General features: G+C 58.2%; 17 protein-coding genes. All 17 read right to left on the reverse strand.

The genetic code is table 11. The annotated features are described in order from the left end of the window. Nucleotides 1-282 precede the first annotated feature (282 nt). Nucleotides 283-2,133: a glutamine--fructose-6-phosphate transaminase (isomerizing) gene (glmS, locus tag NAV33_RS19025; RefSeq protein ID WP_255982945.1), complete on the reverse strand. Its 1,851-nt coding sequence runs from the start codon at nt 2,131-2,133 to the stop codon at nt 283-285. 2 nt (nt 2,134-2,135) lie between these two features. Next, nucleotides 2,136-2,921: a DeoR/GlpR family DNA-binding transcription regulator gene (locus NAV33_RS19030; RefSeq protein WP_255982996.1), complete on the reverse strand. Its 786-nt coding sequence runs from the start codon at nt 2,919-2,921 to the stop codon at nt 2,136-2,138. 72 nt (nt 2,922-2,993) lie between these two features. Then, a complete protein-coding gene (locus tag NAV33_RS19035; RefSeq protein WP_255982947.1) occupies nt 2,994-5,141 on the reverse strand; it encodes a methyl-accepting chemotaxis protein in 2,148 nt (715 codons plus the stop codon). A 116-nt stretch (nt 5,142-5,257) separates the two neighbouring features. After that, nucleotides 5,258-6,622 (reverse strand): bifunctional UDP-N-acetylglucosamine diphosphorylase/glucosamine-1-phosphate N-acetyltransferase GlmU, encoded by a 1,365-nt coding sequence (gene glmU / locus NAV33_RS19040; protein WP_255982949.1) that lies wholly within the window; start codon nt 6,620-6,622, stop codon nt 5,258-5,260. Nucleotides 6,623-6,747: 125 nt separating this feature from the next. Continuing rightward, nucleotides 6,748-7,173 (reverse strand): F0F1 ATP synthase subunit epsilon, encoded by a 426-nt coding sequence (locus tag NAV33_RS19045; protein WP_255982951.1) that lies wholly within the window; start codon nt 7,171-7,173, stop codon nt 6,748-6,750. A 79-nt stretch (nt 7,174-7,252) separates the two neighbouring features. Then, on the reverse strand, nt 7,253-8,629 hold the full coding sequence (gene atpD / locus NAV33_RS19050; protein ID WP_255982953.1) for a F0F1 ATP synthase subunit beta: 1,377 nt from the start codon (nt 8,627-8,629) through the stop codon (nt 7,253-7,255). 27 nt (nt 8,630-8,656) lie between these two features. Beyond that, on the reverse strand, nt 8,657-9,517 hold the full coding sequence (gene atpG, locus NAV33_RS19055; RefSeq protein WP_255982955.1) for a F0F1 ATP synthase subunit gamma: 861 nt from the start codon (nt 9,515-9,517) through the stop codon (nt 8,657-8,659). Between the two features lie 51 nt (nt 9,518-9,568). Further along, on the reverse strand, nt 9,569-11,113 hold the full coding sequence (atpA, locus tag NAV33_RS19060) for a F0F1 ATP synthase subunit alpha (RefSeq protein ID WP_255982957.1): 1,545 nt from the start codon (nt 11,111-11,113) through the stop codon (nt 9,569-9,571). Nucleotides 11,114-11,134: 21 nt separating this feature from the next. Next, complete coding sequence (locus NAV33_RS19065; RefSeq protein ID WP_255982959.1) at nt 11,135-11,671, reverse strand: F0F1 ATP synthase subunit delta; 537 nt, start codon at nt 11,669-11,671, stop codon at nt 11,135-11,137. A 15-nt stretch (nt 11,672-11,686) separates the two neighbouring features. Then, a complete protein-coding gene (locus tag NAV33_RS19070) occupies nt 11,687-12,157 on the reverse strand; it encodes a F0F1 ATP synthase subunit B (protein WP_255982961.1) in 471 nt (156 codons plus the stop codon). A gap of 58 nt (nt 12,158-12,215) precedes the next feature. Beyond that, a complete protein-coding gene (gene atpE, locus NAV33_RS19075; protein ID WP_002555987.1) occupies nt 12,216-12,473 on the reverse strand; it encodes a F0F1 ATP synthase subunit C in 258 nt (85 codons plus the stop codon). Nucleotides 12,474-12,527: 54 nt separating this feature from the next. Beyond that, nucleotides 12,528-13,397, reverse strand: coding sequence for a F0F1 ATP synthase subunit A (atpB, locus tag NAV33_RS19080; protein WP_255982964.1), 870 nt, complete (start codon nt 13,395-13,397; stop codon nt 12,528-12,530). 15 nt (nt 13,398-13,412) lie between these two features. Then, nucleotides 13,413-13,817: a F0F1 ATP synthase subunit I gene (locus NAV33_RS19085; protein ID WP_255982966.1), complete on the reverse strand. Its 405-nt coding sequence runs from the start codon at nt 13,815-13,817 to the stop codon at nt 13,413-13,415. Between the two features lie 149 nt (nt 13,818-13,966). After that, the gene (locus NAV33_RS19090; protein WP_255982968.1) at nt 13,967-14,839 is read right to left on the reverse strand and encodes a ParB/RepB/Spo0J family partition protein; all 873 of its coding nucleotides are present in this window, start codon (nt 14,837-14,839) and stop codon (nt 13,967-13,969) included. A 9-nt stretch (nt 14,840-14,848) separates the two neighbouring features. Further along, nucleotides 14,849-15,637: a ParA family protein gene (locus NAV33_RS19095; RefSeq protein ID WP_255982970.1), complete on the reverse strand. Its 789-nt coding sequence runs from the start codon at nt 15,635-15,637 to the stop codon at nt 14,849-14,851. 19 nt (nt 15,638-15,656) lie between these two features. Next, the gene (gene rsmG / locus NAV33_RS19100; RefSeq protein ID WP_255982972.1) at nt 15,657-16,304 is read right to left on the reverse strand and encodes a 16S rRNA (guanine(527)-N(7))-methyltransferase RsmG; all 648 of its coding nucleotides are present in this window, start codon (nt 16,302-16,304) and stop codon (nt 15,657-15,659) included. Further along, complete coding sequence (gene mnmG, locus NAV33_RS19105; protein WP_255982974.1) at nt 16,304-18,196, reverse strand: tRNA uridine-5-carboxymethylaminomethyl(34) synthesis enzyme MnmG; 1,893 nt, start codon at nt 18,194-18,196, stop codon at nt 16,304-16,306. Before mnmG ends, rsmG begins: the two co-directional genes overlap by 1 nt. Nucleotides 18,197-18,565 lie beyond the last annotated feature (369 nt).

Below are 18,565 nucleotides of genomic sequence, written 5' to 3' on the forward strand. Positions count from 1 at the left end.
GCTGCCCGGCCGCTTCCGTCCCGCCGTCTATCCTCCACCTAACCGATGCGTCTGCCCTTGCCTGGCCAAGTAACGCGAGTTACAACAGGGCAGTAATCGCCGTTTCGGTGGTCGCTTCACGGTCAGGCCCAGACAGCCATATTCGTGAGCGAACGAGCGCCGCGGCGCAAGGTTCGCGCCGCCCTGTCGGGACTGTCAGCGGTTGCAGCAATGCGACTGGCCATCATCGGCAAGCGTTTCGACCGCACTATATTCTTCTTCTACTCGCCCAGCCCGCGCCGTTTACTCTACTGTCACACTCTTGGCCAAGTTACGCGGCTGGTCGACATCGGTGCCGCGCAGCACGGCGACGTAGTACGACAGCAGCTGCAACGGCAGCGTATAGAGAATCGGTGCCAGCACGTCATGGATATGCGGCATGCTGACGATGAAGGTACCTTCGCCGTTCTCGATGCCCGCCTCGCGGTCGGCGAACACGATCAGCTCACCACCACGAGCGCGCACTTCCTGCAGATTGGATTTGAGCTTTTCCAGCAACTCGTTGTTCGGCGCCACGGTGACGACCGGCATATCCGCGTCCACCAGCGCCAGCGGGCCGTGCTTGAGTTCGCCGGCCGGATAGGCCTCGGCGTGGATGTAGGAAATTTCCTTGAGCTTGAGCGCGCCTTCCATCGCCACCGGGTATTGCGCACCGCGCCCAAGGAACAGCGTGTGGTGCTTCTCGGCGAAGTGCTCGGCGATCTTCTCCACCGTGGTATCCATCGCCAAGGCCTCACCCAGCCGGGTTGGCAGGCGACGCAGCTCGTCGACCAGCTCGGCCTCCAGAGGAGGGGCCAGCGTGCCACGTACCTGTCCCAACGATAGAGTCAGCAGCAACAAACCGACCAGTTGGGTAGTGAAGGCCTTGGTCGACGCCACACCGATTTCGGGACCAGCCTGGGTTAGCAAGGTGAGATCGGATTCGCGCACCAGCGAGCTGATACCGACGTTGCAGATCGCCAGGCTGGCCAGATAGCGTCCCTCCTCGTTCGTGCGCGCCTTGGCGTTTCGCAGCGCAGCGAGCGAATCGGCCGTCTCGCCGGACTGAGAGATGGTGACGAATAGCGTGTCGGGCTGAACCACGACCTTGCGATAACGAAACTCGCTGGCGACCTCGACTTGGCAGGGAATGTCGGCCAGCTCCTCCAGCCAGTAACGCGCCACCATACCGGCGTGGTAGCTGGTCCCGCAGGCAACGATCTGCACGTTGCGCACCTTGGCGAATAGCTGGGCAGCCTGTGGGCCGAATGCCTGCACCAGCACTTGGTGATCACCGAGTCGACCTTCCAGAGTGCGCTGCACGACCTTGGGCTGCTCGTGGATTTCCTTGAGCATGAAGTGGCGGTACTCGCCTTTGTCCGCGGCTTCCGCGCCCTCGTGGTATTGCACGCTTTCGCGCTCCACGGCCTGGCCATCCACGGCCCAGATCTGCACGCTGTCACGGCGGATTTCGGCGATATCGCCCTCTTCCAAATACATGAAGCGGTCGGTCACCTGACGCAGCGCCAACTGATCCGAGGCCAGAAAATTCTCTCCCATGCCCAGCCCGATCACCAAAGGGCTGCCGCTGCGAGCGGCGAGCAGACGATCGGGCTGCTTGGCGCTGACCACGGCCAGACCATAGGCACCATGAAGTTCCTTGACGGCCGCCTTTAGGGCCACGGTCAGATCTCCATATTCGTCGAGCTTGTGCCGCAGCAGATGCACGATGACTTCGGTATCGGTATCGGAGACGAATACGTAACCCAACGCTTTCAATTGCTGGCGCAGGGCTTCGTGGTTTTCGATGATGCCGTTGTGCACCACGGCTAAGTCTTCACCGGAAAAATGCGGGTGAGCGTTGCGTTCGCAGGGCGCGCCATGGGTGGCCCAACGGGTATGGGCAATACCCAAACGCCCGGCAAGCTGTTCTTGCTGTTGCGCCTGCTCCAACTCGGCCACCTTGCCGGAACGACGCAGGCGATGCAGCGTGCCGCCGGCATCCAGCACGGCAATGCCGGCGCTGTCATAACCTCGGTATTCCAGACGTTTGAGGCCTTCGAGCAAAATTGCAGTGATGTTGCGTTCAGCGACAGCGCCAACGATGCCACACATGATCAGGTCTCCTGCGAGGGTTCGACGGCCACGCAGATCAGCTTGATGCCGCGGGCTTGAATGCTTGAACGCGCCTCGGCGGTGAGGCGTTCGTCCGTTATGAGAGTGTGGATGTCGCTCCAGGGCAACTCCAGATTGGGTATGCGTCGACCGATCTTGTCGGATTCGGCGAGCACGATAACTTCACGGGCCACTTCAGCCATGACCCGCGACAGGCCCAGCAATTCATTGAAGGTGGTGGTGCCGCGCTGCAGATCGATACCGTCGGCACCGATGAATAGTTGATCGAAATCGTAGGAACGCAGCACCTGTTCCGCCACTTGCCCCTGGAACGACTCGGAGTGCGGATCCCAGGTTCCGCCGGTCATCAGCAAGGTCGGTTCGTGTTCCAGCTCACGTAAGGCGTTGGCGACACTCAGAGAATTGGTCATTACCAGCAGTCCATGCTTATGACCCAGCTCGGGGATCATCGCGGCGGTGGTGGTGCCACTGTCGATGATGATGCGCGCGTGCTCACGAATGCAGTCGACGGCTGCGCGGGCGATGGCCTGCTTCCTGGGCGAAACCGGTTGCGCACTGTCGCCGATAAGTTCTTGGGGCAAGGGCACCGCGCCACCGTAGCGGCGCAGCAGAAGGCCGTTCTTTTCCAGTGCAGCGAGGTCTTTACGGATGGTGACTTCAGAGGTCTCGAAACGCTTGGACAGCTCATCGACGCTCACCTCGCCCTGCTCATTGAGCAAGGCGAGGACTGCGTGACGTCGCTGCGGTGTGTTGCGTTTCGACATAATTAAGTTTCGGTTCGAAAGAAAATTTCGCGAATCAAAACCTAATCTGCCGGCTCCGTCAACTCCCGCTTGGCATCAGACGCGGAAATAGCCCATCAGGCTCTGTTGATGGTTTGCCAACTGGTTGAGCGCCTGACTGACCCGTGCCGATTCATCGGCCTGCCCGGAAAGCGATTCGGTGACGTCACGAATGCCTGCCACGTTGCGATTGATTTCTTCCGCGACAGCGCTCTGCTCTTCAGCCGCGCTAGCGATCTGCAGGTTCATGTCGGAAATCACCGCCACCGCGTCGCCAATCTTGCGCAGCGCCGCAACCGCATTACCCACCTGATCGACGCTGCCCTGTGCCTGACTGCGACTGTCCTGCATTGCCGTCACTACGTCGCGAGTGCCGTTCTGCAGACGTTCGATGACCTGGCGAATCTCTTCGATGGATTCCTGGGTACGCCGAGCCAGGCTGCGCACCTCGTCGGCCACCACGGCGAAGCCGCGTCCGGCCTCGCCTGCTCGTGCCGCCTCGATAGCGGCATTGAGCGCCAGCAGATTGGTCTGTTCGGCGATCGCGCGAATCACCTCCAGGACCGAGCCGATCTGCTCGCTGCTGGCAGCCAGACTTTCGACCTGAGTCATGGCCTTGTTGAGTTCGTCGGCGAGGCTGCCGATGCTGCGGGTGGTGTGGTCGATCACACTCAGGCCTTCATGGGTGGCCTGATCCGCGCCGCGTGCCGCCTCAGCCGCTTGTGCCGCGTTGCGCGCGACGTCCTGAGCAGTGGCGCTCATCTCCTGGGACGCGGTGGCCACCTGATCGACTTCGCGGAACTGTTGCTGCATGCCGGCGCTGGTCTGTGTCGCAATGGCTGCGGACTGGTCAGCGCTGCTGCGGGCATCCTGCACCGAGCGCTTCACATCGGCGATGGTTGGCTGCAGCTTATCGAGGAAGCGATTGAACCAACCGGCCAGCGCGCCAAGTTCATCTTCGCGGTTGTATTCCAACCGGCGTGTAAGATCGCCTTCGCCACTGGCGATGTCCTTGAGCATCGCCGCCACCCCTTCGATGGGTCGGGTGACGCCACGCGCAGTCAGCCACATCAGTGCCAAGCCCAACAACACGGCACCAAGACCAATGATCGAGGCGATTATGCTGTCCTGACGGCTTTGTGCATGCAGCGTCTGTTCAAGCTGCAGCGCCGGGCCGAGCAGCACCGGCTTTGGCACTTCCAGCAGGATCGCCCAGGGCTTGAGTTCGGGTATCGGCTGCACAGGCTGCAGCACCCGAAGCATCTCGCCGTTTTCGAGCAGTGCTTTCTGACCGGTATCGACAGCGCGGCCAATCGCTTCGCTATCGGCATTGAAGGCGGTACTTAGCGGCTTGCCGAGCAGACCGGCATCGCGGCTGTGGCCGGCCAATAGCTTGGCCGGACTGATCACACTCAAGTGACCCTCACCCTGATACAGCTCCTGATGTGCCTGTTCGCTATGCTGCTGCAGCGAGGCCAGACTGATATCGACGCCCACCACGCCGATCACCTTGCCGTCTTTGATCATGGGAAAGGCAACGCTGGTCATCAGCAACGGCTGGCCTTCCACCTCGTCGAAATAAGGATCGAGAAGACAGACTCGGGCGCTGTCGCGCGGGCAGCTGTACCAAGCGTTGTAGGGAGCGCCACTGATGCTTGGGGAGGTATCGGCAAGCATTGACTCGCTTATAGTCTCAGCCATGAGCTGGCCAGGTGAGCGCTGCGACCAGTACAGCGAGAAGCGCCCGCTGTCATTTCCACCCATCTCTTCGTTGCCGATGAACATGCCATCCTTATCGTCCAGCGCGTCGGTCTCGAACACCACGTACAGGCCGATCAGGTCGGGATTGGCTTGCAGTGCATTCTTGATCTGCCGATGCAGATCCTCACGGACCTCGAAGGCGTTGGACATGCGCTCGATGGACTGCGCACGCAGCGACAGCACTTGGCGGACGAAGCCCTGACCGTATTGATAGGCATCGTTGAATTGGCGCTCGATGCGCAGGGCTTGCGCCAGGCCCCGCGCCTGCAGATTGCTGCGCGCCGACTCCTCGAGCATGGCGCTACTCGAGGCGCTGACCAGAGCCACCGCCTGACGCGATTGATAGAGCGAAGCGCCGACCAGCAGGCCAACAATGAGTAACAGGCAGAGGCCAGCCAGCAAAGTGAGCTTCCACTGGATGGACAGGCGGGTAAGGGAGGGCATAATCGCTTCCTTTGTCGTTATGCCCTGATAGATCGGCCGGATGTACGATCTCTTGAATGCCCACCGGGAAAAATGTCGAGCGCCTCAAGCGCGAGGGGCACTCAGCGTCAACAGAGCTACTTGTGAGACTTCTGCGGTCGCTGCCAGTCCTGGATCGACACCTGCCGAGCCCGTCCGAGCGCCAAAGTTGCGGCCGGCACGTCCGACGTGATTACCGAGCCAGCGCCTGTGGTGGCGCCATCGCCCAGGGTCAGCGGAGCAACCAACGAACTGTTGGAACCGATGAATACATCCTCACCCATGACCGTGCGGGACTTGTTGGCGCCGTCGTAGTTGCAAGTGATAGTACCGGCACCAATGTTGGTCCGCGCGCCGATTTCTGCGTCTCCCAGGTAGGCCAGGTGGCCGGCCTTGGCACCCTCGCCCATGTGGGTGTTCTTTACCTCGACGAAATTGCCGACGTGCGCCTTCTCGCCTAGTACGGCGCCGGGACGCAAGCGAGCGAAAGGCCCGCAATCGGCACCCTCGCCCAGTTCGGCACCTTCCAGATGACTGTTGGCCTTGACCACCGAGCCGCGGCGCAGCGTGCTATTGCGAATCACGCAATTCGGGCCGATCTCGACACTATCCTCGATTACCACCTGGCCTTCGAGAATTACGTTCACGTCGATCAGCACATCGCGGCCGACCGACACCTCGCCACGCAGATCGAAACGCGCTGGATCACGCAGGGTCACCCCCTGCGCCATCAAACGCCGCGCCGCGCGCTGCTGATAATGACGCTCGAGTTCGGCCAGTTGAATGCGGTCATTGGCGCCCTGCACTTCCATCGCATCGAGTGGCTGCTCAGTAGCTACGACCAAATTATCGGCCACCGCCATCGCGATCACGTCGGTGAGGTAATACTCGCCCTGCGCATTGCTGTTGGATAGGCGCCCCAGCCAATCACCAATGCGGTCACCAGGCACCGCGAGAATACCGGTATTGCCTTCGCGGATGAGTTTCTGCTCAGGCGACGCATCTTTGTGCTCGATGATTGCCTTCACCATTCCCTGCGCATCGCGGACGATCCGGCCATAGCCGGTCGGATCGGCAAGATTCACGGTGAGTAATGCGAGCTGCTGTGGGCCGACGTTTTCCAACAAACGCTCCAGTGTCTGCGCCTCGATAAGCGGTACGTCACCATAGAGGATCAGCACACGCTCAGCGGAAATGGCCGGCATTGCTTGGGCAACCGCATGACCGGTGCCGAGCTGTTCGGCTTGCACGACGAAATTCAGGTCATCCGCGGCCAGGCGCTCACGAACCTGCTCAGCGCCATGGCCAATCACCACATGAATGGCCTGTGGTTTCAATGCACGGGCAGTATCGATGACATGGCCAAGCATGGACTGACCGGCGACCGGATGAAGGACCTTGGGCAGAGCCGAACGCATGCGGGTGCCCTGGCCAGCGGCGAGAATGACGATATCGAGAGACATGGTAAGTCCTGACATTCTTGGACCGATGCGTGGCCGATGAGGGCAACGAGCTTTCCAAGCCTGAAAATAAAAAAAGGGTAGCCAAGGCTACCCTCTTAATCAGTTGCGATGAAGAAGCTGATGGCTTAACCGCCGAACTTCTTACGCATCTGCTGAATCGTCCGCAATTGCGCTGCTGCTTCGGCCAGACGTGCCGCCGCAGACCCGTAATCGAACTCCGAGCCTTTCTGGTTCAGGGCTTTTTCGGCAGCCTTGACCGCTTCCAGGGCAGACGCTTCATCGATGTCGCTGGCACGCTGCACAGTATCGGCAAGTACCTTGACCATGTTCGGTTGAACTTCCAGGTACCCACCAGAGATATAAAACACCTCAGTTTCGCCACCTTGCTTGGTCAGACGAATCGGACCCGGCTTCAGATCGGTGATCAACGGCGCGTGGCCCGGTGCAATACCGATGTCACCGAGGTTGCCATGGGCAATCACCATCTCGACCAGACCTGAAAAGATCTCGCCTTCTGCGCTGACGATATCGCAATGGACTGTCATAGCCATATCTAGCCTCACGTATCAAACAGCGAGATTGGTATGCCAGTCTCGCTGCCTGGTGAGCGCCCGTCCCCGGGCGCACGGATTACAGTTTCTTGGCTTTCTCGATGGCTTCTTCGATACCACCAACCATGTAGAACGCTTGTTCCGGCAGGTGATCGTAGTCGCCGTTAAGGATGCCCTTAAAACCTGCAATGGTATCTTTCAGCGAAACGTACTTCCCTGGAGAGCCAGTGAAAACTTCTGCCACGAAGAACGGCTGTGACAGGAAACGCTGAATTTTACGCGCGCGGGATACAAGCTGCTTGTCGGTTTCCGACAACTCGTCCATACCCAGAATGGCGATGATGTCCTTCAGCTCCTTGTAACGCTGCAGAACATACTGAACGCCACGAGCAGTCTCGTAGTGTTCGTTGCCGATCACGTTCGGGTCGAGCTGACGCGAAGTCGAATCGAGCGGATCGACGGCCGGGTAAATACCCAGCGAGGCGATGTCACGCGACAGTACAACGGTGGCATCCAAGTGGGCGAAGGTGGTCGCCGGGCTCGGGTCGGTCAAGTCATCCGCAGGCACATATACGGCCTGAATCGAGGTGATGGAACCGCTCTTGGTCGAGGTGATGCGCTCTTGCAGAACGCCCATTTCTTCGGCCAGGGTCGGCTGATAGCCCACCGCCGACGGCATACGGCCAAGAAGTGCGGACACTTCGGTACCGGCCAGGGTGTAACGGTAGATGTTGTCGACGAACAGCAGAACGTCGTTACCTTCGTCACGGAACTTCTCGGCCATGGTCAGGCCAGTCAGCGCTACACGCAGACGGTTGCCTGGCGGCTCGTTCATCTGACCGTAGACCAGGGCTACCTTGTCGAGAACGTTGGAATCCTTCATCTCGTGGTAAAAGTCGTTACCCTCACGAGTACGCTCGCCCACACCGGCGAACACGGAATAACCGCTGTGCTCGATGGCGATGTTACGGATCAGTTCCATCATGTTCACGGTCTTGCCGACACCGGCGCCGCCGAACAGACCGACCTTGCCGCCTTTAGCGAACGGGCAGATCAGGTCGATGACCTTGATACCGGTTTCCAGCAGATCATTGCCGCCCGCCTGTTCAGCGAAGGATGGTGCCGGGCGGTGAATGCCCCAGCGCTCTTCTTCGCCGATCGGACCGGCTTCGTCGATCGGGTTGCCGAGGACGTCCATGATGCGGCCCAGGGTCGCCTTACCGACCGGAACCGAAATCGCGGCACCGGTGTTGTTGACGTCCAGGCCGCGCTTCAGGCCCTCGGTGGAGCCCATCGCAATGGTACGAACCACGCCATCGCCCAGTTGCTGCTGAACTTCCAGAGTGGTTTCGGCGCCTTGCACTTTCAGCGCGTCATAAATGCTCGGGACCTGGTCGCGTGGGAATTCCACGTCGATCACGGCGCCGATGATTTGAACGATACGTCCGCTACTCATAGCTGGTTCCTCTGAATATTTGAACCGTTAAACCGCGGCAGCGCCGCCGACGATTTCCGAGATCTCTTGTGTGATCGCGGCCTGACGCGCCTTGTTGTAGATCAGTTGCAAATCGCTGATCAAATCACCGGCGTTGTCAGTTGCGTTCTTCATCGCGATCATCCGCGCGGCCTGTTCGGCTGCGCCGTTCTCGACCACCGCCTGGTACACCTGCGACTCCACGTAGCGCACCATCAGGCCGTCGAGCAGCTCCTTGGCATCGGGTTCGTACAGATAGTCCCAGTGATGCTTGAGTTCCTGATCCGGATCGGCCACCAGCGGAACCAACTGCTCCACTTTTGGCTGTTGCGTCATGGTATTGATGAACTTGTTCGAAACCACCGACAGACGATCGATCCGACCGTCCAAATAGGCGTCCAGCATGACCTTCACGCTGCCGATCAGATCATTGATCGACGGTTCCTCGCCCAGGTGGCTAATTGCCGCGACGACGTTACCACCGAAGTTGCGGAAGAATGCCGCACCCTTGCTGCCGATCACGCAGAGATCAATCTCCACGCCGTTCTCACGGTTCATCGCCATGTCTTTGACCAGCGCCTTGAACAAGTTGGTGTTCAAGCCACCGCACAGACCACGGTCGGAACTCACCACTACATAGCCGGCGCGCTTGACGGTGCGCTCCTGCATAAAGGGGTGACGATATTCCGGATTAGCGTTGGCCAGATGGCCAATGACCTGCCGGATACGCTCCGCGTAGGGACGGCTGGCAGCCATGCGCATTTGAGCCTTGCGCATCTTGCTGACGGCCACCTTTTCCATGGCGCTGGTGATCTTTTGCGTGCTTTTGATGCTCGCAATCTTGCTGCGAATCTCTTTTGCGCCTGCCATTTCACACCTATCGGGTTAAGCAGGCGGAGGCCTTATGGCCTCCGCTGCGGCTTACCAGGTTTGGGTGGCCTTGAACTTCTCGAGGCCGGCTTTGAGGCCCGCATCGATTTCGTCGTTGAAGTCACCCTTCACGTTAATCTTCGCCATCAAATCGGCGTGATCACGGTTGAAGTAGGCGATCAGGGCCTGCTCGAAGCTACCGACCTTGTTTATTTCGACGTCGGTCAGAAAACCACGCTCAGCGGCATACAGCGACAGTGACATGTCGGCAATCGACATCGGCGCGTACTGCTTCTGCTTCATCAGCTCGGTAACGCGCTGACCATGCTCGAGCTGCTTGCGGGTCGCCTCGTCCAGATCGGAAGCGAACTGGGCGAAAGCCGCTAGCTCACGGTACTGCGCCAATGCAGTACGAATACCACCGGACAGCTTCTTGATGATCTTGGTCTGAGCAGCACCGCCCACACGGGAAACCGATACACCGGCGTTGACGGCCGGACGGATACCCGAGTTGAACATCGCCGATTCCAGGAAGATCTGACCGTCAGTGATGGAAATCACGTTGGTCGGAACGAACGCGGAAACGTCGCCCGCCTGGGTTTCGATGATCGGCAGAGCAGTCAGAGAGCCGGTTTTTCCGGTCACAGCGCCGTTGGTGAACTTCTCGACGTACTCTTCAGAAACGCGCGATGCACGCTCCAGCAGACGGCTGTGGAGATAGAATACGTCGCCTGGGTATGCCTCGCGTCCTGGCGGACGGCGCAGCAGCAGGGAAATCTGGCGATAAGCAACTGCTTGCTTGGACAGATCGTCATAGACGATCAGGGCGTCTTCGCCGCGGTCCCGGAAGTATTCGCCCATGGTGCAGCCAGCGTATGGCGCAATGAACTGCAACGCGGCGGATTCTGAAGCACTCGCAGCAACGATGATGGTGTTAGCCAGAGCGCCGTTCTGCTCAAGCTTGCGTACCACGTTGGCAATGGTCGACTGCTTTTGGCCGATGGCGACATATACGCAGAAAATACCGCTGTTTTTCTGGTTGATGATCGCATCAATCGCCAAAGCGGTCTTACCGATCTGACGGTCGCCAATGATCAACTCACGCTGGCCGCGGCCAACGGGAATCATGGCGTCAACAGCCTTGTAACCGGTCTGGACCGGCTGATCGACTGACTTACGCCAGATCACGCCCGGCGCAACCTTTTCGACCGCATCGGTAGCGACATTGTTTAGCGGGCCTTTGCCGTCGACCGGATTACCCAGAGCGTCGACCACGCGGCCGAGCAGCTCAGGGCCCACCGGTACTTCAAGGATGCGGCCAGTGCACTTGGCGCTCATGCCTTCGGCAAGCGTCTGGTAAGCGCCCAGAACCACGGCGCCGACAGAGTCGCGTTCCAGGTTCATGGCCATACCGTAGACGCCATCTGGGAATTCGATCATCTCGCCATACATAACGTCGGCCAGACCATGAATCCGCACAATACCGTCCGATACGCTGACGACAGTGCCTTCGTTACGGGCTTGAGAGGCGATATCGAGTTTCTCGATGCGCCCCTTGATGATTTCACTTATTTCGGAAGGATTGAGTTGCTGCATTGCTCTGCTGCCCCTTCAAACTCAAGATTTCAATGCTTCGGCTAGTTTCGCGATCTTGCCGCGGACTGAGCCATCGATAACCAGGTCGCCGGCGCGGATCAATACTCCCCCTAAAAGGGAGGCGTCTTCCGCGGCATGCAGGCGCACTTCCCGGCCGAGCCGTGCACTGAGAACCTTGGCGAGTTTGTCTTGCTGTTCGTTGTTCAACGCGAAGGCGCTGGTCACATCCACATCTACCGTTTTTTCCTGCTCGGCCTTGTACAGCTCGAACAATTCGGAGACCTCCGGCAACAACGGCAAACGGTCGTTAGCGGACAATACGTGAATGAAATTGCGTGCCTGAGCGTCAAACTTTTCACCACACACCTCAACGAAGGTGGTGGCCTTGTCGTTTCTCGTCATACGCGGGGCCTTGAGCACGCGCTGCATGGTGTCGTCTTGCGACACCGCTGCAGCCAGACCGAGCATGGCTGACCATTGGGCCAGTTGCTGATGGACCTGTGCGTACTCGAAGGCAGCCTTGGCGTAAGGTCGGGCCAGCGTGGTCAGTTCTGCCATGATCGCGCCCCTCGCTTAAATTTCGGCTGCCAATTTGGAAACCAGCTCCGCATGCGCGTTCTGATCGATGGAAGCGCCCAGGATTTTCTCGGCGCCACTGACGGCCAGACTGCCCAGTTGGGCACGCAAAGCGTCCTTGACTCCGTTCAATTCCTGCTCGATCTCGGCCTGAGCCTGGATCTTAAGCCGCTCACCCTCGACACGGGCCTGATCGCGAGCTTCGTCAACGATCTGGTTAGCGCGCTTTTTGGCTTGCTCGATGATTTCAGCTGCCTGCGTCTTGGCTTCGCGCAGTTGCTGGCTCGCTTTATCCTGAGCCAACTCCAGATCACGAGCACCGCGACTGGCAGCGTCCAGGCCATCAGCGATCTTCTTCTGGCGTTCCCGCAGAGCTGCTATGACCGGAGGCCACACGAACTTCATGCAGAACAGCACAAAAATGAAGAACGCAACGGACTGGCCAATCAGGGTTGCATTAATGTTCACGCCAACACCTCGCTCGTTCGTTGTCCGTCAAACCTACCCATTCGGAAAATCGAATGGATCAGCCTGCCAATTGACCAACGAAGGGGTTCGCGAAAGTGAAGAACAGCGCAATACCGACACCGATCATGGTTACCGCATCGAGCAAGCCGGCGACGATGAACATCTTCACCTGCAGCATCGGTACCATCTCCGGCTGACGCGCTGCGCCTTCCAGAAACTTTCCGCCCAGCAGGCCGAAGCCGATTGCAGTACCCAGGGCACCCAGGCCGATCAGCAGAGCTACAGCGATAGCAGTCAGTCCAACTACAGTTTCCATTTTTCCTCCGACTTAATGTCGTATTGGTTAAGGGTTTAGGTATAGCGAATCGAATCAGTGATCGTTTTCTTCATGAGCCATCGACAGGTAGACGATTGTGAGCATCATAAAGATGAAAGCCTGCAGCACGATGATCAGGATGTGGAACACAGCCCACGCCCACTGCAGAACAATACCCAGTCCACCCAGTATCACCCCATTAGCGAACATGATGGCGATCAGGATGAAGATCAGTTCGCCAGCATAAAGGTTGCCGAACAGACGCAGCGCCAGCGAAACAGGCTTGGCAATCAGGGTAACGAATTCGAGAAGAAAGTTGATCGGGATGAGCAGGACCTGCACGGCCATATTCTTGCTGCTGAAAGGATGCAGCGTAAGCTCGCCGAAAAACCCACCCAAACCTTTGACCTTGACGCTATAAAACAGCAGAAGCGCAAACACGGAAAGTGCAAGGCCAAGCGTAGCGTTAGGATCGGTGGTCGGGACCACGCGGAAGAATAGATGCTCATTGCCGGCGATGTTGGCAGCCAACATAGGCAACCAATCTACCGGGATGAGATCCATGAAGTTCATTAAGAATACCCAGACGAAAATGGTCAGGGCCAAGGGTGCGATTAGCGCGTTGCGGCCGTGGAACGTGTCCTTCACGCTACCGTCAACGAATTCCACCATCATTTCGACGAAGTTTTGCGCGCCGCCCGGCTGACCGGACGTGGCCTTTCTAGCAACTGCCCAGAACAGCAGGATAAATACCAGACCGAGCACCACGGAAACTCCAAGAGTATCAACATGGAATGCCCAGAATCCCATTTCCTTGGCTTGTTCAGCAGAATGGGCGAATCCCCATTCCCCGGTGGGTAACCGGCCGTAGGTTAGATTCGACAGGTGGTGCTGTATGTATCCCGAAGCGTTCTCTGCTGCCATGATTGCCTCAATGAATCAATTTGAAATTCTTTTCTTAATCAGCAGAGGAGCAAACCAACCGACCCCTTGAGTCAGCATGAACACACCGAACAAGGAAAGCGGGTTCAGCGGTTTCACCCCTGCGAATGCCAGCGCGAACAGCACTGACGTAAAGATCAGTTTCCCCGCTTCGCCGGCGTAGAATGACCGAACGATAGCTTGAGCAGCTCGAGCGCCGCTAAAGCGAAAAGCCTTATGAGCGAAATAAATGTTTGGAAGCAAAGCGATCAAACCGCCAAGCAACCCAGAGTAACCTGCTACGTGATCGATCCATTGCCACAACACAACCGCTGCGGCGAGCAACAACGCCAATTGTGTCAACAGAACCGGAAAGACCGCTATCCGATGGAGCGGTAGGCGTTTTCGCTCGTAGTCGACCAATTATTTCCCTTGGCTTCGCCGGCACGCCATTCAATCGTCATGCCAGTGTCTTTAAAATGCGCGCAGATTATATGTGGCGTTAGAGCCAGGTACAACCGTTTGGTAGTGATTACCAGGCGGTACTACAACCTCATACGTTTGTAATTGTTTCAGCGTATATGGGCGAGAACACCCTGCAGTTCATCCAACGAATTGTAGCGGATCACCAACTGACCCTTGCCTTTCTCGCCATGCTTGATTTGCACCGGCGAACCCAGCCGCTCGGCCAGCCGCTGCTCTAGACGAACAATGTCAGGATCGTTCTTCGGCTCGGTTTTAGAGCCTTCTTTACCACTCAGCCACTGCCGTACCAGAGCCTCCGTCTGGCGAACGGTCAGCCCCCGTGCGACAACATGCCGCGCGCCTTCAACCTGCTGTTCGACAGGCAAGCCCAGTAAGGCCCGCGCGTGTCCCATTTCCAGATCGCCGTGGGAAAGCAGGGTTTTGATTTCTTCCGGCAAGGCAATCAGACGCAGCAGATTGCTAACGGTCACACGGGACTTGCCCACGGCGTCTGCAACCTGTTGCTGGGTCAGTTGGAATTCCTGCTGCAACCGTTGCAGTGCCACGGCTTCCTCGATTGGATTGAGATCCTCGCGCTGGATATTCTCGATCAGCGCCATGGCAATGGCAGTCTCATCGGAGACTTCGCGCACCATCGCTGGAATCTTCTCCAGGCCAGCTTGCTGGCTGGCGCGCCAGCGGCGCTCGCCAGCAATGATTTCGTAGCGTCCCGAACCTATCGAGCGGACCACAATTGGCTGCATCACACCCTGGGTGCGGATCGATTGCGCCAGCTCTTCGAGGGTCACTGGGTCAATGTCACGCCGCGGTTGATATTTGCCCCGTTGAATCAGATCGAGGGGCAACTGTTGCAGTTCGCGCTCATCGACCTGAACGGCTTCTTCCTGCATTGCCGTTACGTTGGCGCCGCCGAGCAGGGCATCCAGTCCGCGTCCTAGGCCTCGTTTTTTGGTCGCCATGAAAATTCCTTATGCGGTTACGCTGCGGGCGGCTCGCCGCTGGCGACGCGACAGCTCGCCCGCCAGTGCCAGGTAGGCCAAGGCACCCTTGGATTGCTTGTCATAGACCAACACCGGCATGCCGTGGCTGGGCGCTTCTGCCAGCCGCACATTGCGCGGGATAACGGTGTCGTAAAGTTTTTCGCCGAAATGCGCCTTCAGCTGTTCGGTGACATCGTTGGTCAGGCTGCTTCGCGGATCGTACATGGTGCGCAACAGGCCCTCGATCTTCAGCGACGGGTTCAATGCCTGTGCGATGCGCTGGATTGAATTGACCAGGTCGGTCAGCCCTTCGAGCGCGTAATATTCGCACTGCATCGGAATGATTACGCCATCAGCCGCAGTCAACGCGTTGATGGTCAGCATCGACAGCGAAGGTGGGCAATCTATAAGAATGTAATCGTAGTTTTCCCGTACCGGGGCGAGCGCCTCACGCAAGCGGTTTTCCTTGGCCGGCAGATTCAGAAGCGCAACTTCTGCGGCGGTCAGGTCACGGTTGGCCGGAAGTAGTTGATAGCCACCGTGTTCGGAAAACTGCATGGCGTCGACTAGGTTGCATTCGCCGATCAGAACGTCATAGATCGAATATTCAAGGCTCAACTTATCCACACCACTTCCGGTCGTGGCGTTGCCCTGTGGATCGAGATCGATGAGCAGCACACGACGACGCGTCGCAACGAGCGAGGCGGCGAGGTTTATGCAGGTGGTTGTCTTGGCGACACCGCCTTTCTGGTTGGCGATGGCAAATACTTTAGCCATGGTCAGTGTCTGTCCGGAGTCATGAAGTGCGGCGCAGTATCAACAGATGGCGTTGCCCTTGGCAACCAGGAACCTTGAGAACTAGGCAGTGCTCCAGCTGGAAGTCTTCAGGCAGAGCCTGCAACTCATCGTCCGGCTGCACACCTTTCATGGCAAGCCAGCGAGTCTCCACATCACCCAGATGACGCGTCCATTTGGCAAAGTCGTCTAGCGAACTGAAAGCCCTAGAGGTTATGTCAGTGTATGGCTGCTCGGGTTTGAACTGCTCGACGCGGCTGTGGACAACCTCGACGTTGGCGAGTTTCAGCTCCAGCTTCACTTGGGTGAGAAAGCGGGTCTTCTTGCCATTCGAGTCAAGCAGCGTAAAGCTCCGCTTTGGGAACAGGATGGCCAGAGGTATGCCAGGCATACCTCCACCGCTTCCCACATCGAGCCAGCGTGAACCGCCCTGCTCCGCATGCGGCACGACGCTAAGGCTATCGAGCAGATGACGAGAAACCATTTCCGCTGGATCACGCACCGCAGTCAGGTTGTAGGCCTTGTTCCATTTGTTCAGCAGAGCGAGATAGGCGAGAAGCTGCTGTTGCTGAGTCTCGCTCAACTCGATGCCCAGTTGGGTCGCGCCCTGCTCCAAATCTGCCGCGTAGCTGACGTCTCCGGGTTCCATCAGGCGGTTTGCTCCAGCTTCTGCCCGGCACTGCGCTTTTTCAGGTGGATCATCAACAGTGATACGGCAGCAGGAGTCACGCCTGGAATTCGCGAGGCCTGGCCAAGCGTCTCAGGGCGAGCGAGCGAGAGCTTGTGCTGGATTTCCTTGGAAAGCCCCGAAATCTTTGAATAATCCAGTTCTGCCGGTAGTACGACATTTTCACTGGCACGAAGGCGGGCGATCTCGTCTTGCTGGCGATCGATATAGCCAGCGTACTTGGTCTTGATCTCTACCTGCTCTGCGACCTGCGAATCCTCGACGCCTGTACCGGTGAGCTGAACCAGATTGCGATAGTCGATCTCTGGGCGGGCAAGGAGATTGAGCAGGTTGTACTCGTGGGTCAGCGGCGTCCCGAAGCGTTCGGCGATGGCGTCTCCCTCGGGTGTTCCGGGCCGCACCCAGGTGCTTTTCAGCCGCTGTTCCTCTTGAACGATGCGCTCGCGCTTACGCTCGAAAGCCGCCCAGCGAACATCATCTACCAGCCCCAGCTCACGGCCCTTCTCGGTCAACCGCAGGTCCGCATTGTCCTCACGGAGAATCAACCGATACTCGGCGCGCGAGGTGAACATGCGGTACGGCTCCTGGGTGCCCAGGGTAATCAGATCGTCGACCAGAACGCCGAGGTAGGCCTCATCCCGGCGCGGACACCAGCTGTCGCGCCCCTGCGCGCGCAACGCGGCATTGGTTCCGGCGAGCAGCCCCTGCGCGCCCGCTTCTTCGTAACCGGTGGTGCCATTGATCTGACCCGCAAAGAACAGTCCAGCAATGACCTTGGTTTCCAGGCTGTACTTCAAATCACGCGGATCGAAATAATCGTATTCGATGGCGTAGCCTGGTCGAACGATGTGCGCCTGCTCCATGCCGCGGATGCTCTGCACGATCTGCAACTGGACATCGAATGGAAGCGAAGTGGAAATTCCGTTTGGATAGAGTTCATGAGTCGTCAGGCCCTCGGGTTCGATGAATACCTGATGGCTGTCCTTGTCGGCGAAACGATGAATCTTGTCTTCGATTGACGGGCAGTAACGTGGGCCTACGCCTTCGATGACGCCGGAGTACATCGGCGAGCGATCGAGGTTGGCGGCAATGATCTCGTGGGTCCGTGCATTGGTATGGGTGATCCAGCAACTGACCTGTCGCGGGTGTTGTGCACCGTCGCCAAGGAACGACATCGGCGGTATAGGCGTGTCACCAGGCTGCTCTGTCATCACCGAGAAATCGACGCTTCGCCCGTCGATACGTGGCGGCGTCCCGGTCTTCAGCCGGCCGACACGCAGCGGCAACTCACGCAAACGCTTCGCCAGGGCAGTTGAAGGCGGGTCGCCGGCGCGACCTCCGGAATAGTTCTGTAGACCTATGTGGATAAGTCCGCCGAGAAAGGTACCGGTGGTGAGCACCACTGACTCCGCGAAGAAACGTAGTCCCATCTGGGTGACCACGCCTTTTACCCGTTCTGCTTCTACGATCAAATCGTCCGCTGCCTGCTGGAATATCCACAGGTTGGTCTGGTTTTCCAACGTCTCGCGAATTGCTGCCTTGTATAGAACGCGGTCTGCCTGGGCTCGAGTCGCGCGGACTGCGGGGCCTTTGCGGCTGTTGAGCACACGAAACTGAATGCCGCTCAGGTCGGTGGCGCTAGCCATGGCACCGCCGAGTGCATCGATTTCCTTGACCAGATGGCTCTTGCCTATGCCGCCGATGGCCGGATTGCAACTCATCTGCCCAAGCGTCTCGACATTATGCGTGAGCAGCAATGTCTTCACGCCGATTCGGGCTGCTGCCAGGGCAGCCTCGGTACCGGCATGGCCACCGCCGATAACGATGACATCAAAACGAGAAGGGAAATCCACCACGCACCTCGTGCCTGTTCAGATGAGTTCTGAGAAACGCGCAAGTATAGGGATTCGCGGCGTGTGAAAGAAGGCCTTTGCACAAAAAATGACCAGCTGCGCGCAGGCAGTTCAAGAGCTTGGAAATAGATAAAAATAAAGAAATTATTTAAAGCTTATTTTTATGTTTATAACTAGGACGCAGATATCCGTGGATAGATGGCTACAGCGGCCTGTCTGCAAGGGCTTGAGCCTAAGCGAAGGCTGTGTTTATCCCGGGCGCTAGCAGTGTGATAGCTGTTCAAAACCTGTGCATGAAAGCGCCACTTATACACAGAGCTGTTTAACCATCTTGTTGTGAACGGGTTATAGACCGAGCTTGGGCCTGGT

The sequence above is a fragment of the Stutzerimonas stutzeri genome, from assembly GCF_024448715.1.
GTDB classification, from domain to species: domain Bacteria; phylum Pseudomonadota; class Gammaproteobacteria; order Pseudomonadales; family Pseudomonadaceae; genus Stutzerimonas; species Stutzerimonas stutzeri_AR.

What these genes read in the sequence shown, in the direction of transcription:
- glmU (WP_255982949.1), bottom strand. Translation starts at nt 6,622, where the DNA reads ATGTCTCTCGATATCGTCATTCTCGCCGCTGGCCAGGGCACCCGCATG.
- NAV33_RS19095 (WP_255982970.1), bottom strand. Translation starts at nt 15,637, where the DNA reads ATGGCTAAAGTATTTGCCATCGCCAACCAGAAAGGCGGTGTCGCCAAG.
- atpA (WP_255982957.1), bottom strand. Translation starts at nt 11,113, where the DNA reads ATGCAGCAACTCAATCCTTCCGAAATAAGTGAAATCATCAAGGGGCGC.
- atpE (WP_002555987.1), bottom strand. Translation starts at nt 12,473, where the DNA reads ATGGAAACTGTAGTTGGACTGACTGCTATCGCTGTAGCTCTGCTGATC.
- NAV33_RS19065 (WP_255982959.1), bottom strand. Translation starts at nt 11,671, where the DNA reads ATGGCAGAACTGACCACGCTGGCCCGACCTTACGCCAAGGCTGCCTTC.
- rsmG (WP_255982972.1), bottom strand. Translation starts at nt 16,304, where the DNA reads ATGGAACCCGGAGACGTCAGCTACGCGGCAGATTTGGAGCAGGGCGCG.
- atpG (WP_255982955.1), bottom strand. Translation starts at nt 9,517, where the DNA reads ATGGCAGGCGCAAAAGAGATTCGCAGCAAGATTGCGAGCATCAAAAGC.
- NAV33_RS19045 (WP_255982951.1), bottom strand. Translation starts at nt 7,173, where the DNA reads ATGGCTATGACAGTCCATTGCGATATCGTCAGCGCAGAAGGCGAGATC.
- glmS (WP_255982945.1), bottom strand. Translation starts at nt 2,133, where the DNA reads ATGTGTGGCATCGTTGGCGCTGTCGCTGAACGCAACATCACTGCAATT.
- atpD (WP_255982953.1), bottom strand. Translation starts at nt 8,629, where the DNA reads ATGAGTAGCGGACGTATCGTTCAAATCATCGGCGCCGTGATCGACGTG.
- NAV33_RS19035 (WP_255982947.1), bottom strand. Translation starts at nt 5,141, where the DNA reads ATGCCCTCCCTTACCCGCCTGTCCATCCAGTGGAAGCTCACTTTGCTG.
- atpB (WP_255982964.1), bottom strand. Translation starts at nt 13,397, where the DNA reads ATGGCAGCAGAGAACGCTTCGGGATACATACAGCACCACCTGTCGAAT.
- NAV33_RS19090 (WP_255982968.1), bottom strand. Translation starts at nt 14,839, where the DNA reads ATGGCGACCAAAAAACGAGGCCTAGGACGCGGACTGGATGCCCTGCTC.